At 63.0% G+C, this 14,585-nt stretch carries 13 protein-coding genes; 4 read left to right on the top strand and 9 right to left on the bottom strand.

The window, feature by feature from the left end; all coding sequences use genetic code 11:
- Positions 1 to 57 precede the first annotated feature (57 nt).
- The 3 genes from AWB70_RS09325 to AWB70_RS09315 are packed head-to-tail and all read left to right on the top strand — an operon-like array spanning position 58 to position 3,318.
- Positions 58 to 1,680 carry an acyl CoA:acetate/3-ketoacid CoA transferase gene (locus AWB70_RS09325; RefSeq protein WP_053571959.1) on the top strand — a complete coding sequence of 541 codons (1,623 nt, stop codon included), beginning with the start codon at positions 58 to 60 and terminating at the stop codon, positions 1,678 to 1,680.
- Between the two features lie 2 nt (positions 1,681 to 1,682).
- A complete protein-coding gene (locus tag AWB70_RS09320) occupies positions 1,683 to 2,480 on the top strand; it encodes a shikimate dehydrogenase family protein (RefSeq protein ID WP_235024188.1) in 798 nt (265 codons plus the stop codon).
- Positions 2,481 to 2,502: 22 nt separating this feature from the next.
- Positions 2,503 to 3,318 (top strand): IclR family transcriptional regulator, encoded by an 816-nt coding sequence (locus AWB70_RS09315; protein ID WP_041733198.1) that lies wholly within the window; start codon positions 2,503 to 2,505, stop codon positions 3,316 to 3,318.
- Positions 3,319 to 3,336: 18 nt separating this feature from the next.
- Here AWB70_RS09315 and AWB70_RS09310 read toward each other — a convergent pair whose 3' ends face one another.
- The 6 genes from AWB70_RS09310 to AWB70_RS09285 all read right to left on the bottom strand — a co-directional run bounded on the left by AWB70_RS09310 (position 3,337) and on the right by AWB70_RS09285 (position 10,207).
- Positions 3,337 to 4,137: a 3-ketoacyl-ACP reductase gene (locus AWB70_RS09310; RefSeq protein ID WP_235024187.1), complete on the bottom strand. Its 801-nt coding sequence runs from the start codon at positions 4,135 to 4,137 to the stop codon at positions 3,337 to 3,339.
- Positions 4,138 to 4,151: 14 nt separating this feature from the next.
- Complete coding sequence (locus tag AWB70_RS09305) at positions 4,152 to 5,759, bottom strand: acyl CoA:acetate/3-ketoacid CoA transferase (RefSeq protein ID WP_053571961.1); 1,608 nt, start codon at positions 5,757 to 5,759, stop codon at positions 4,152 to 4,154.
- 80 nt (positions 5,760 to 5,839) lie between these two features.
- Positions 5,840 to 6,766 carry an aldo/keto reductase gene (locus AWB70_RS09300; RefSeq protein ID WP_053571962.1) on the bottom strand — a complete coding sequence of 309 codons (927 nt, stop codon included), beginning with the start codon at positions 6,764 to 6,766 and terminating at the stop codon, positions 5,840 to 5,842.
- A 160-nt stretch (positions 6,767 to 6,926) separates the two neighbouring features.
- The gene (locus tag AWB70_RS09295) at positions 6,927 to 8,231 is read right to left on the bottom strand and encodes an MFS transporter (protein ID WP_053571963.1); all 1,305 of its coding nucleotides are present in this window, start codon (positions 8,229 to 8,231) and stop codon (positions 6,927 to 6,929) included.
- Between the two features lie 84 nt (positions 8,232 to 8,315).
- The gene (locus AWB70_RS09290) at positions 8,316 to 9,185 is read right to left on the bottom strand and encodes a class II aldolase/adducin family protein (protein WP_053571964.1); all 870 of its coding nucleotides are present in this window, start codon (positions 9,183 to 9,185) and stop codon (positions 8,316 to 8,318) included.
- Between the two features lie 113 nt (positions 9,186 to 9,298).
- Positions 9,299 to 10,207 carry a LysR family transcriptional regulator gene (locus tag AWB70_RS09285; RefSeq protein ID WP_053571965.1) on the bottom strand — a complete coding sequence of 303 codons (909 nt, stop codon included), beginning with the start codon at positions 10,205 to 10,207 and terminating at the stop codon, positions 9,299 to 9,301.
- 77 nt (positions 10,208 to 10,284) lie between these two features.
- On the opposite strand from AWB70_RS09285, the gene AWB70_RS09280 reads away from it, so the two are divergent.
- On the top strand, positions 10,285 to 11,079 hold the full coding sequence (locus AWB70_RS09280) for a hypothetical protein (protein ID WP_053571966.1): 795 nt from the start codon (positions 10,285 to 10,287) through the stop codon (positions 11,077 to 11,079).
- Positions 11,080 to 11,113: 34 nt separating this feature from the next.
- Here AWB70_RS09280 and AWB70_RS09275 read toward each other — a convergent pair whose 3' ends face one another.
- Genes AWB70_RS09275 through AWB70_RS09265 form a run of 3 tightly spaced genes read right to left on the bottom strand, consistent with a single transcriptional unit; the run spans position 11,114 to position 14,146 of the window.
- On the bottom strand, positions 11,114 to 11,551 hold the full coding sequence (locus tag AWB70_RS09275) for a hypothetical protein (protein WP_053571967.1): 438 nt from the start codon (positions 11,549 to 11,551) through the stop codon (positions 11,114 to 11,116).
- Between the two features lies 1 nt (position 11,552).
- Positions 11,553 to 13,517 (bottom strand): RICIN domain-containing protein, encoded by a 1,965-nt coding sequence (locus tag AWB70_RS09270; RefSeq protein WP_053571968.1) that lies wholly within the window; start codon positions 13,515 to 13,517, stop codon positions 11,553 to 11,555.
- Positions 13,518 to 13,540: 23 nt separating this feature from the next.
- Positions 13,541 to 14,146 (bottom strand): SCO family protein, encoded by a 606-nt coding sequence (locus tag AWB70_RS09265; RefSeq protein WP_235024186.1) that lies wholly within the window; start codon positions 14,144 to 14,146, stop codon positions 13,541 to 13,543.
- Positions 14,147 to 14,585 lie beyond the last annotated feature (439 nt).

Raw genomic sequence — 14,585 nt, 5'->3', positions numbered from 1 at the left:
CGGCGCCACGAAGGGCCGCCGGCACGTCTCGGGCGATCACGAAAGACTGAGCGGATCATGGAACGAATAACAGCGGACGAAGCAGCGGGACTCGTCGAAGACGGCGATGCGATTCTCATCAGCGGATCGGGCGGCGGGCACGCGGTGCCGGAAGCATTGCTTGCCGCCGTGGAGCGGCGTTTCCTGGAAGAGAACACGCCACGGGGCCTCACGTCGGTCAGCGTCGTGGGCGTGGGCGACCGCGCGGCGCTGGGCGCGAGCCATCTGGCGCACGAAGGCCTGTCGCACCGGGCGATCACGAGCGCGCTCGTCGATTCGCCCGGACTGGTGCGCCTGGCCGCGGAAAACAAGATCGAAGCCTATACGTTGCCGCAAGGCGTGCTCTCGCAACTGATGCGCGATATGGCCGCGGGCCGGCCGGGCCTGTTGACCAAGACGGGCCTCGGCACCTTCGTCGATCCGCGCCAGCAAGGCGCGCGGCAGAGTCCGTGCACGCCCGAAGACTTTGTCGAAGTCGTGAACCTCGCGGGCGAGGAGTGGCTGTTCTTCAAGCCCGTGCCGGTCAACGTCGCGTTTCTGCGCGGCACGACAGCCGACGAAGACGGCAACGTCACGATGGAAGAAGAGGCCGTTCTCGGCGAAATGCTCGCGATGGCGCAAGCGACGCGTCGCGCGGGCGGCATCGTCGTGGTGCAGGTCAAGCGCATGGCGAGACGCGGCACGTTGCCCGCCAAGCAGGTGAAAATTCCCGGCATTCTGGTGGATTTCGTGGTCGTGGATGCCGAGCAGCGGCAGACCTACGCGACGTACTACGACCCGAGCTACTCCGGCGAACTGCGCATTCCCGTGGAGGGCATCAAGCCGCTGCCGTTCGGTCCCCGCAAGGTCATCGTCAGACGCGCGGCCATGGAGCTGTTTCCGGGCGCGATCTGCAATCTCGGCGCGGGTGTATCGACCGGCCTCTCGACGGTGGCCGCCGAAGAAGGACTGCTCGATGCCGTCTATCTGACCAACGAGCAAGGGATCATCGGCGGCGCGCCGATCACCGGACGCGATTCGGGCGGCGGGCAGAATTTCGCGGCCATGATCGAGCAGCCCTCGCAGTTCGACTTCTACGACGGCGGCGGGCTGGATGTCGCGTTTCTCTCCTTCGCGGAAGTCGACGCGCAGGCCAATGTCAACGTCTCACGGTTCGGCGAAAAGATCATCGGCGTGGGCGGTTTCATCAATATCAGCGCGAATGCCCGCTGCGTGGTTTTCAGCGGCACGCTGACGGCCGGCGATCTCGATGTAGGCTGGGAGCAGGGCCGCACGATCATCCGGCAGGAAGGGCGGCACCAGAAGTTCGTGCCGAAGCTGGAGCAGATCTGCTACAGCGCGTCGATGGCGCGCGCCAAGGGGCAGACCGCGCTCTTCGTGACGGAGCGCGCGGTATTCACGATCGGCGAAGCGGGGCTCGAACTGATCGAGATCGCGCCCGGCATCGATGTGGAGCGCGACGTGATTGCGCACATGGGTTTCAGGCCCGCCGTGTCGCCGAAACTGAAGGAAATGGATGCCCGAATCTTCGATCCCTCGCTGATGGGGCTGGGCGCGCACGTGCACGCGAAGGCGCGGCGCTACCGGTCCGGGCGTGTGGCGCAATGGCATAATCAGCGCGATGGAGGTGCCCGGCGATGAGCATGCCTGCTATCACGGGGGCGACCCGTCTGTTTGCCATCGTCGGCGATCCCATCGTTCAGGTGCGCTCGCCGGAGGTGTACACGCAGCAGTTCGCGTCCGCCGGGATCGACGCCGTTCTGGTCCCGATGCACGTACCGGCGAAGCGGTGCGAAGAGATCGTTCCGGCACTCATGGCGCTGGGCAATCTCGACGGCCTGCTGGTCACGGCGCCCCTGAAAGCGCGCGTGGCGGCCTACGCGGACCGCCTGGGGCCCACGGCTTCCTGCATCGGCGCGGTGAATGCGCTGCGGCGTGAGCCCGACGGTTCGTGGACGGGCGACATGTTCGACGGCGAAGGCTTCGTCCGCGGCCTGCTCGCGAAAGGCGCGCGCGTGCGCGGCCGGCGTGTCCTGCAGTTCGGCGCGGGCGGGGCGGGCAGCGCGATTGCCTGTGCGCTCGCCAACGCCGGCGTCCAGTCGATCCGTATCGTCAACCCGGACCTCAGGCAGACGCACGCGCTCGTCGCGGCGATGTCGAAAGCCTTTCCCGAGTGCGACGTACAGCCCGCGGAGGCCGTTCGCGGCGATATCGACATGATCGTGAACGCGTCGCCCGTGGGCATGCGTCCCGGCGACGGCTTGCCGGGCGATCTGGGCGCCGTGACCGCGGACACCCTGATCGGCGACGTGGTGCTGTCCTCTTCTCCGACAGCGTTCATTCAACAGGCTCTCGATCGTGGCTGTCAGTGGGCGGACGGCCGGGACATGCATTCCGGCCAGATCGGCGCAATCATGAATTTCTTCGTTGCGCGCACCTAGTTTTTTCTTGACCGAGATTCATATGGCTCACATTCCCGCAGAGCGCTGCCTGGACATCATTGAACTGCTAGCCGACGGCGCCGTCGCGATGCCGCTGGGTGAGATCGCGACGCGGCTAAGCCTGGCGAAGAGTGGCGCGCATCGGTTGCTCGCGACGCTGGTCGATCTCGGATGGGCCGAACAGGACGCCGAGACCGGCTTCTATCGGCTTTCGATGCGGCTCGCGATACTGGGGCAGCGATTTTTCGTGGCGACCGGCATTCCGGATATCTGTCAGCCGCTGGTTGACCGTCTGGCGGGCGCATCCCGCGAGTTCGTCCGTCTCGCCGTGGTGGATGGTTCTTCGCTGACCTGGGTTGCGCACGCACAAGGCGCGACGGGCGGGCTGCTCTATCAGCCCACGCTCGACAGCAATACCGTCCCGCTGCACGCAACGGCGACCGGCAAGGCCTGGCTCGCGACCTTGCCGACCGAGCAGGCCGCGGAGAACGTGCTGCGCGTCGGGTTCGGCGATTCCGACAAGTACGGGCCCAACGTCATCCGCTCACTGGATGCGCTCTTGCAGGAAATCGAAGCGACGCGGCGGCGCGGCTATGGCATTGCGGTCAACGAAGGCGAGCCGGGCGTCAGTGCGCTCGCGGCGGCCATTCGTCCGCCCGAGGGCGGGCCCGCGCTGGGCGTGGTGAGCGTGGCCGGACCCGGCGCGCGGATGACGGAAGCGCGCATCGCGGAGATGGCGCCGTTGGTCATTCAGGCCGCGACCGAACTTGCGTCGTTCTGGCCGTTGCGCACGCGTTCGAGCAAGCTGCCCAGCCCGAACACGATGATCGCAGCGTGAGCCGCGAGTAAGGGCCGCTTACACGCGGTGAATGTGCAGCCCGCCATCGATATGAATCGCTTCGCCGGTGCAGAACGGAAAGCAGCCTGTCGCCAGCGAGGCGACCGCCTTCGCGAGTTCTTCTTCGCGTCCCCATCTCGCAACCGGTGAAAAACCGCGCGCGATTTTCGCGTCGTAATCGGCCTTGGCGACTTCGGTCATGCGGGTCGGAAAGATGCCCGGCCGAACCTCGTAGACCGGAATGTCGAGTTCCGCCAGCCGGGCCGCGAACAGCTTGGTCAATGTCGTGATCGCGGACTTGGAAATGCAGTACTCGGCGCGATTGGTGGCAATCAGAAAGGCATTCGCCGAAGAGATGTTGATGATCGACCGCGAGCGATGACGAGGCGAGTTCTCGCGGGCAAAACGGCGCGCCAGTTTCTGCGACAGAAAGAACGTCCCGCGCAGGTTGACGTCGATGAGCCTGTCGAAACTCTCCGGTGTCACGTCCAGCAGATCGCCTCGCGTTTCCACACTGATTCCCGCGTTATTCACGAGGCAGGCCGTGTCGCCCAGCGACGCCTGAACCCGGTCCAGCAATGCATCATGCCGATCGATGTCGGCGATATCGGCTTCGAAGAAAGCGGCGCGACGGCCGTGCAATCGAATGGCCTGCAGCGTTTCGTTTGCATCGTCGTCGCACACCAGGTCTGCAATGGCGATATCGAAGCCGGCAGCGGCCAATGCCTGCGCGATGGCGCTGCCGAGGCCGCGTCTGCCGCCCGTCACCAAGGCAACGCGGGAAGACGCGTCTTCGTCGGTCTCGTGGATTCCGGTCACGTTCTGGCTCCGGCTCAGGCATGCGTGCGCGACCATTGCGCCACGCGTTCGGAACGATAGCGCCGCGCCTTGCGCGACATGTCCTCGCCGAGACCCATGAGGCCCGCGCCGAAGATTCGAACATCCATCTCCCGCAAGTCGGGAGCGATCGGCGTCCTGAAGGCCATTTGCCCGAAGACATCGCGCTCGAGATCGATGCCGGGCGCAATCTCGATCAATTCCAGACCCGCTGCGCCCACTCGAAAAACGGCGCGCTCGGTCACGAACAAGGCCGAATTCCCGCGCTCGTGGGCGAATGCCGCGTGATAGGAAATCTGCTCCAGCGCGCCGACGAACTTGCGGTGCCGTCCTTCCTTGTGGATGGTCGCGCGGCCGTCGTTCCACCGCACGTCCAGACCGCCCGCGGTGAACGTGCCGCTGAAAATCACGCGCTTGGCGTTCTGGCTGATATTGACGAAGCCGCCCACGCCGACGATCTTGTCGCCGAAGCGGCTGATATTGACGTTTCCTTTCGCATCGACTTCGGCAAAGGAGAGGAACGCGAGATCGAGACCGCCGCCGTCGTAGAAATCGAACTGCGACGTTTGCTCGATCATGGCGGCGAAGTTCTGCGCGCCGCCCGAGTCGCGGCCCGTGATCGGCGCGCCGCCGATGAGTCCTTGCTCGTTCGTGAGCACGACGGCGTCGAGCAATCCTTCTTCCGCTGCGACCGTCGAGAGTCCCGTCGAGACGCCCGCGCCGAGATTGCAGATGGCCGACGGATACAGCTCCATGGCCGCGCGTCTCACGATGACCTTGCGCGGGCCGAACGGAATCGGTTTGATCTCATCGACCGGCACGCGCAATTCGCCCGAGTAGCTCGGATCGTAGTAAGTGGCATATGTCTGACGCTGTTCCGGTTCGACGACGACGAAGTCGACGAGGATGCCCGGAATTTTCACCTGCTTGGGGGGAAGCGTGCCGGCGCGCGCCATGCGTTTGACCTGCACGACGACCACACCGCCTGCACGGCGGGTCGCCTGCGCCATGGCCAGCATCTCGCCCAGCACGGCTTCCTGTTCCATCGTGACATTGCCGTCTTCGTCGGCTGTCGTGCCGCGCAGAAACGCGATATCGATGGGAAACGGCTTGAAGCGCAGCCATTCTTCGCCGTCGAGATGCATGAGTTCGACGAGTTGCTCTTCCGTCCTCGGGCTCTGCCGGCCGCCGCGCTGGCGGGGATCGATGAACGTATGGAGCCCGGTCTTGGTGATCAGGCCCGGCCGTCCGCCCGCCATTTCGCGCATGAGCTGCGAGAGCACGCCCTGCGGCAAGGTGTAGGCCTCGATCAGATCGTCCGCGGCCATCTTCAGGAGCCCGGGCGAATCGATGAGCGCGCCCGAGATAGCCCGCTTGATCAGCCCGGCCTGCGCGAGATGATCGGCGCCGAGGCAAACGCGGTCTCCAATGCCGACGACGCTGATCGAGGTGAGGTCGCGCGGCGCGTGCTCCGTTCGAAAGCGCTGCCCGAGCGCTGCGAGCAAGGCCTCGGGCACGGCATGCCCGGCGCCCGATCCGCTGATCAGGACCGAGTCGCCCGTCCGCACGAGGCTCGCGGCCTCTTCAGAAGTCATTCGTTGCATGGAGGCTGCCGGGTTGAATGTAACCGGTAACATTATCGCGGCTTAACCGTGGCGCGCTCCATAAGGGTATTCGACTACGCTCACAAAACGGGGCGGCCGCGCGCCGCTTCGAGGATCGCGTACCAGTCCTCGCGTTCCAGCGCGATGCCAAGCCCTTCGACGGCATAACGGAGCGATTCCATTCGCCGGCTCCCGACCAGGACATACGGTGCGCAGGGAAGACGGAAGATCCAGGCGTAGACGATCGGCAGCCAGCACGAGGCGCCGCAGGTTTGCGCCACTGAGTTCAACGTGGCGCGCAGCCGTGCCGCTGCTTCGTCGTTCTCCGAGAAGAGACGTCCGCCGCCGAGCGCGGACCAGATCATCGGTGCGACATTCGCCGAGGACAAGGCGGGAAAGAGGTCGCCTTCGAGTGCGCCGAGTTCGAAGGGCGAGAACTCGATCTGGTTGGTCGCGAGATCGATTCGGGATCGCAGCGATTCGAATTGTCGGGTGGAATAATTGGACACGCCGAAGGCGCGGATTTTTCCTTGTTCGAGAAGGCGCTGGGCGGTATCGGCGATTTCATCGTCGTCGGCCAGAAAATCCGGACGATGAATGAGGAATAGGTCGAGATAGTCGGTCTTCAGGCGCTGCAAGGATCGCTCGACCGCCGCTTGCAGATAGGCTCGGCTCGTATCGTAGTGTTTCACTCCGACACCGGCAGGCGATGCGCCGCGCGGCCTGATTCCCGCCTTGCTCACGATCTGAATCGTCGCGCGCAGCGACGGCGTGTCCCGCAACGCTTCTCCGAAAAGCGCTTCGACTTCGCCCGCGCCGTAGATATCGGCATGGTCGAACGTCGTCACGCCCGATTCCACGCTTTCGCGGACAAAGCGGTTCAGTTCCGCCGACGACATCTGCCATTCGCGCACTCGCCACATGCCGGCGACGACTCTCGAACAGCCGAGCGTGGTCATGGCGTTTTTCTTGTGTTCGCTTTCGCGTGAAGCAAGGGCGCTTTTCATCGGCTATCTCTCGACTCGGTTCGGGAACGCATCGCAAGTCGTTATGATACCGGTTACATCGTGTATTGGGGCGTTGTAAAAAGCGCTGCGCCGGGATGCGGGCCGCATGTGCGCGACCCGCATCCCGGCGCCCGTTACCGCGCAGCGGTTGCCCGACCGATCAGCGATTGACCACCTTCTTCGGCATCGTCAGAACGACGCCCGCTGCGACGATCAGCGAGGCGGCCACGCAGTACAGGCCGACATCGGTGCTGTGCGTCATGTCCTTGATCCAGCCGACCAGATAGGGGCTGACGAAGCCCGCGAGATTGCCGACCGAATTGATCAGCGCGATGCCCGCCGCAGCCGCGACGCCGCCGAGGAACGCGGGCGGAATCGCCCAGAACTGACATAGCGCGCCGAGAATGCCGATGGTCGCGACCGTGAGCGAGGCCACCGCCAGCGTGACGTTGTGCGGCACCAGCGTGCTCGCCACGAGACCGGCCGCGCCGATGATCGCCGGCAGCGCGACGTGCCAGCGCCGTTCCTTGCTGCGGTCCGAACTGCGCCCGAGCAGCACCATCGCGACGGCGGCCGCGCCGTAGGGAATCATCGTCAGAAGGCCGACGTTGAGCGCGTCCGATACGCCCGATGCCTTGATGAGCGTCGGCAGCCAGAAACCGATGCCGTACAGCCCCATGATGATGCCGAAGTAGCACAGGCTCAGCACCCACACGCGGCGATTGGCGAACGCGCCGCTCGCGCTATGCACCTCGATATGCTCCGACTCGTTCGCGAGACCCTTCTCGAGCAGCGTCTTCTCGTCGGCGCTGAGCCATTTCGCGGAGCTGATCTTGTCGTCGAGATACATCAGCACGACGAAGCCGCCGATGATCGAAGGCAACGCTTCGAGCAGGAACAGCCAGCGCCAGCCGGCCATGCCGCCGACGCCGCCGAAGTTGTTCAGAATCCAGCCCGACAGCGGACCGCCGATGACGCCCGCGATCGGAATGCCGGTCATGAACATCGCCGTGATCTTCGCGCGGCGCGATGACGGATACCAGTACGTCAGATAAAGAATGATGCCCGGAAAGAAGCCCGCTTCCGCCACGCCGAGCAGGAAGCGCAGCACGTAGAACGCGGTGGGCGTCTTCACGAAGATCATCATGCCGGAGAGCACGCCCCAGCTCAGCATGATGCGCGCGATCCACTTGCGCGCGCCGAAGCGATGCAATGCGATGTTGCTCGGCACTTCAAAAATGAAATAGCCGATAAAGAAAATGCCTGCGCCCAGACCATAAACGGTTTCGCTGAATTTCAGATCCGCCAGCATTTGCAGCTTGGCGAAGCCGACGTTCACGCGGTCCAGATACGCAAAGACATAGCAAAGAAACAGGAAGGGGATGAGTCGCCAAGTCACCTTGGCATACGTTCGGTCCTCGGCGTCGGCTTGCGCGACGACATCGCCGTAAGTGGTTTTCAACATGGTTGTCTCCGTAAATCGTCACCGGCGTGCTGCGTGGTCACGCCGGCCTGTGGCTCGCGGTGTATGACGGCCCATGCGGGCCGCTCAGTCGAACATGTCCGGGTTCGTCTGCACGAGCTGCTCGTAGATCGGCTGAAAATGCAGCCAGCCGATATATTCGCTGCCGACGTTATCGCGGCTGTAGCGCGAGCTATGCTCCGGCACCATGATGGGTTTGATGCCGGTTGCTTCGACGAGAAGCTGCTGCTGGCAGCATCGTTCCAGTGCGATGAACCAGAACGCCGCCGCTTCGATGCTATGACGGCTCACCGTCAGAAGGCCGTGATTCTGATGAATGGCCGCCTTGACGTTCTTGAAGTAATCGGCCACGGACAAGCCCGCTTTTTCTTCCACCGCCACCGCGCCCGCTTCGTCCTTGATGACGACGTGATCTTCGAAGAATGCGGCGGCGTCCTGCGTGATCGGATCGAGCGGACGGCCGAGCGCCGCGAACGCGGTGCCGTAGACGGTGTGCGCATGGCACATCGCGACGATATCGGGATTCGCGTCATGCACGGCGGCGTGCAACACGAAGCCCGCGCGATTCAACGCATACTCGCCTTCCACCACTTTGCCGGCGTGATTCGCGAGAATCAGGTTGGAGAGCTTGACCTGCGAGAAATGCACGGCCATCGGATTGGTCCAGTACAACTCGGGAAACTCCGGATCGCGCACCGTCAGATGGCCCGCGAAACCATAGTCGAGGTTATGCAGCGCGAACGCGCGGCATGCGGCGACGAGACGTTCCTTGCGATGCTGGCGCTCTTCCGCGAACGAGCTGAAATCGGGCAATTCGGGAAACTTCAGACCCGCCTGCTTCGGCCGATAAATCGAATTGTTAGACGGATGAGAGATCGTGCGGCGCAGTTCGGCTTTTTGCGCGCTGGTCTGCTGTTCGTCGGTGGCGGTGGTCATGCATGTCTCCTGTTCGAGCGGTATTGGCACGATCGCTACGATAAGGAAACCGGCTTCGACCATCTACCGGCGCCGGACAATAAGATCTATTGCGCCCGCATATAAATGCCGGTTTATGCCGTCTGCCATGGCGGCGTGCGAAAGGCATCGGCGAAATGATCGATGAAGGCGCGAATGCGCGGCACCACCTGCCGCTCGGGAAGATAGACGATATGGATCGCGGTATCGTCCTTCGCTTCGTATTCGCTCAGAAGCCGCACGAGTTCGCCGCGGCGGATGGCGGGCAGCGCGAGATGTTCGGCAAGGCGCATGATGCCCACGCCCGCCACGCACAACTGGAACAGCGTGGTGCCGTCCGTGCTGCGAAAACTGCCGCGCACGGCCACGCGTTCGAGCTTGCCGTTGATCATGAATGGCCACTGATTCAGATGCTCGCGCGGCGATTCCCACGTCAGACACGTATGCTTGGTGAGGCCTTGCGGCGTGACGGGCTGACCATGCGCGGCGAGATAAGCGGGCGAAGCCACGACGATGCGCTGCAGGTTGCACAACTTGCGGCTGCGCAGCGATGAATCCTGCAGGCGGCCCATGCGCACGGCAATATCGAAATTGTCTTCGATCAGATTGACGTTGGAATCCGATAAGGAAAAGTGCACGCACAGCTTCGGATAGGCCGCGAGAAAGCGCGGCAACTGAGGCACCAGTTGATCCATGCCGAACGCATGCGGCGCGCTGACGCGCAGATTGCCGGTCGGTTCGCTCGATCGTACTTGCGCTTCGGCTTCTTCGAGGGTTTCCAGAATCTCGTTGCACGAGCGGAGGAATCGTTCGCCTTCGCCGGTAAGGCGCATGGTGCGTGTCGAGCGATGCAGCAATTGCACGCCGAGCCTGCGTTCGAGATTGTTCACGCTCTGGCTCACGAAAGGCTGGCTGACGTTCAGGACGTTTGCGGCCGCGGTGAATCCACCGGTTTCCACTACGGTTTTGAAAACCCGCATTTCCAGCAATCTTTCATCTTTCATTAGCCTGGACGACTCTTGGAATTCTCACATCGACAGACTACAGTTTTCCGGTGGTGGGTGCTTAGCGGAGATTGGACATGTCGGACGATAAAAGCGAACGGCCTTCCGATTCAAAGCCCCACTATGCGTTGATTGGGACCTGCATCACTGCGGTTGCCGGAATCATCGCGGCCGTTATCGCGCTGCATAAGTCGCCTGAATCTCCGACGACGGCCGTGACGGTGAGCGGTCAAGGCAACTTTTCCGGTAACTCGGCACCGACCGTCATCGGTAGCCAAGACGTACATATCGACAGGCACGACGTGCACGGACTGCAAATAAGCGAGTTCGACAAGACGTTCGGCTTAAAGGTGGCGTCGGCCACAGGCACTTATGTGGTCGACGCGCCGCCGACTGAAAAGACTCATCGCGCGCGCGTGCCCACTGGCTACAAGAGCCATTTTTCGATCGTGTTGTATAACGCGGCCGAACACGATATCAATTCACTGCGACTTGCCGTCTATCCGGACGGCGCAAGCCCGAATCAAAAACCGCTTGGAGAGTTGGATAAAAGTAAGTTCGGGTACAAGGGGCTGGCGCAGGTCGATATTCCATTGGCGGCGTCGCAAGTGCCGCCTGAGACGCTTCACCTCTGCCTGACTTTTCAAACCCAGGATGCAGGACAGTATGTAACGTTCCTGCTTCATGCCGAGCAGGATGACGTGATGAATAACGTGCCGGTCGATCCTCGCACGCGATTGAAGACATTCCGCTATCGCGTGTTCTATACGGACGACGCGTTCAAATCGACAGAACCGGGTAACTGCACGAAGCACGGACCGGTGCAGGAGATCGACTTAGCCGACTCGCACATCTATCACAAGTCGAATTGACGTTCGGCCTGGCCTTCGAGCGCAGCGAAGCAGTTCACCGACCCACAACAAACCGCCAGAGCGCCACGCACTCCGCATCGGCGATCCGGTAGCGAGGCATGGACTTGCGCAGCAGAACGCTCGCCGGGTCGATGCCCTCTCTCACCGCACGGCAGAAAGCCGTCTCATCGTAGGAACTGATCGGGCCTCCCCGGCGACTTGTTACGCCGAGCAGCGAGTCGCGTGTCAGCGGCGGCGCGAAAGCCTGCTCCTTCGACGTGCCGACATGGCAATTGACGCACCGTGTCGTCCAGGCGGGCAACGGGCGATCGTCGTCGCGCAGATGCGCCGCCATCGGATGTTGTCCGTTGAAAATGGCGCATCCAAGGTCGGACGGAGCGCACGCGGCCGCCGCGCGGGCAAGCGGCGTCATCGCGACGAGCGCAAGGACGATTGCCGCGGCGCGCGTGGCGCAATGGCGTCGCCGGGCCATGTCAATGCACGAGCAGGACGCGCGAGACGCTCGGAACACCGCTCGAATTCAGGGCGAACAGCATGTAATAGCCGGGCACCACCACGCCGGGATCGGAAGGGATGCGCAAGTGAAATTCGCCTGCGGTGCCGACCGTGAATGTCAGCGGCACGCGTCGTTGCTCGTTGTTCAGCGAATGCGTGACCGACGATGAACGCATCAGCGCAAACGCGCGAACGCTTCGGCTGGCTGTTACGACGATCGTCGTGCCAAGCTGCGCGTCGGACGGAACGGACGAGAGACTCGGCCGGGACGCGGCAGAGCCGTCCGCGTTGAGCAAATAGGGCGGTGTCAGTATCTCCACATCGGTGTGATTGGTCGCGCATCCGCCGCACAATCCGCCGCCGCCGCTCAGCACGCGCCCGTCGTTCAGAAGCAGCGCGACGCTGTGATACGTGCGCGGCACGGCTTGACGCACGAGCAGGGAAAACGCGTTGGTCGCCGGGTCCCATAGTTCCGGGGTGAGGATCGCGTTGTCATCCGAGAAAGGCGCGGCGAAGGTCTGTCCACCGACCACGACGACCTGTCCGTTCGGCAGCACGACGCTGTTGCCGAACGCGCGCTGATAACTCATCGGCGCGATGGTTTGCGTCACCGCATTGCCGTTGCTGATGTCGATGAGCGTCGCATTGGACGTGGCCTGCGACTGGTCATAACTCGGCGCACCCCCGACAGCGAGTATCTTGCCGATGTCATACATGACCGCGTTGCCGTTCATCGCATCGTTGTCGCTGCCCCGATTGCCCGCCGCGGTGACGCTGCCGTTGCCGGCCGTATCGAACCAGTGCATGGCGCGGCTGGGGCCCGCGTGAAACACGCGTCCATTGCCGACCGCGAACATCCATGCGTGATTGTCGGCGCGAAATATGCCTGCGTTGTCGTGCGTGAGAATGTAATCGTCGAGGATGGCTCCGTTGATCTGCCAGCCCTGGCCCGGGCTCCATGTTTCGCCGTTCTTTCCGCCGACCCCGCCGCTCCAGGAGCCGCCCACCTGAAACACGTTGCCGTTGCTCAGCGTGACGCTTCCCTGATAGCCGCGTGGAATCTTCATGCGATCGCCCGGACTCCACGCGCCGGTCGAAGGCGAATAGATGCTGGTCGCTTGCGTGGTCAATCCGCCCGTCACGAGAATCCGGCCATCGGGCAGATTGACGATGCCTGGACAGAACATGTCATGTCCAGTGTTGCTCACGATCACCTGCCTGCTACTGCCGGTCGATGGATTGAAGATCGTGGTGTAGGTCCGGCCCGGCGGGTTGCTTGAGTTGGTGAAGTCGAGCGCGCTATCCGCCGACCAGAACAGCACATTGCCGTTGGGAAGATTGGCGGCTTGCACCGGAACGATCGGCAGCGTCATCGGCGCGGACCACTTCGAAGGCAACGTCGGTTTCTGCGTGGGCAAGCCGCTCACTTTCCACGTCTGTGTCGCGCTTCCGTTGCACGCTTGCTGCGTCAACTGGACACCCTGCGAGGTCGTGCTCGACGCGCTCACGCATAAGCCGCTATGTCCCGCGACGATTGCATAGCCTCCGCCTTGCGGCGTCAGCGAGAAGGCCTGATTCAGGCCGCCATTGCAGGTCCACTGGATGATGGGGCCGCCCGCGTCCATGGCCTGACCCGACACGTCCAGGCACAGGTCGCTGTTCAGGTTGATGAGCTTGTAGCGCGCGCCGGTCGCAACCGGCAGCCATTGCTGATTCGGGCCGCCCCAGCAGGCCCATGAAATCACGGGCGCGCCCGGCGTCACGGATTGACCGCTGACATCCGCGCACAGGCTGGTGCCATTCAGGGTGATGGGGGCCGAAGTTTGCGCGCGGACAGCGGGCGACAAACCCGCCAAAATCAGCGGTAACGCGATCGGCAGCAACAGGCGCATGCGTCGGACGAGCAAGCCGCGCGCGTGCCTAGTCGAACGGATTCCTGGCATGGTTGCTCCCGTACATGAGCTGGTTATGCGCGCGCAAGCGCGCCGAGCACATCGCAGAGATCGTTGACGCGAGGAAGGTCGGCGCTTCGCCAGCGCAGCATCGCGTTGGCATCGAAGCAATAGACCTGCGTGGAATGGTCCGCGATGTTGCCGAGAGGCGTCTTGCTGCCCGACAGCGCCATGCGCATCCGGTCTACATCGCTTAGTGCAGGCGTCGCCGCGTTCCATGCGGGACCGGCACGATAGCGTGCGAGCCAGGCGCGCAATGCCGAGGGTGAATCCGACAGCGGATCGATTCCTACCGACAGCAATTGCACGGAATGACGGGCGCGGATTGCCGGAAGCTGGTCCTGCACCGTGCCGAATAGCACGCCCTGCATGGGACATACCGTGCCGCATCCTGTGTAGACCGTCTGCAGCGCGGTAACGCCCTGGCGCAGCAAGTCGTTCAGCAGGCGCTTCCTGCCGGTCTGATCGACGAGCCATGTATCGTCGAGGCGAACCGGTGGCGTGACGAGGCCCGGCCCGCCATGCTGCGCGAAGGACACGGGGCACACCGCGCCGAGCGCGAGGGCGGCGATGTCGCGCAGCAGGGCGCGGCGGATGAGCAAGGGAGCAAACGCACGCATACCGGAGTTCCCGCAGTCGGGCATGTCGGAGTCAAGGGGCTCTTGCGTATTGCAATACCATCGGATCAGAGATTAGCAGCCCAAATCGGCAATAAAGCTTCTACGCACGAAATGGATAGGTAGTTATGTGCACTTGGCCACATTCGTTTTTGGCGACCGAACAGCGGTGTCATCGAGACGAGATTTTCTCGTGGAAAATTGCAGCTTTCGAGACGATCGCCGGCGCGATGAAATCTTTCGAGGCTTATCGGATAATGTTTCCGAAGCAAGTCACTGGTAAGACGCGCTTAATAAAACCGTAATATCCTTGTCTGTCACCGACGCCGGATAGCGCCGCTCGCTGCGCTGTTCTAGGATGAAAGTCGCTTCGGAGCACGACGATTGCTTCATCGATACATCGTCGCCGCTCGACACCGCGTTGCCTGTTCCGGCCCTTCCG

It is taken from the genome of Caballeronia cordobensis (assembly GCF_001544575.2).
GTDB classification, from domain to species: domain Bacteria; phylum Pseudomonadota; class Gammaproteobacteria; order Burkholderiales; family Burkholderiaceae; genus Caballeronia; species Caballeronia cordobensis.
The sequence above is the reverse complement of the archived record's forward strand: the minus strand, read 5'-3'. Positions and strand labels throughout refer to the sequence as shown.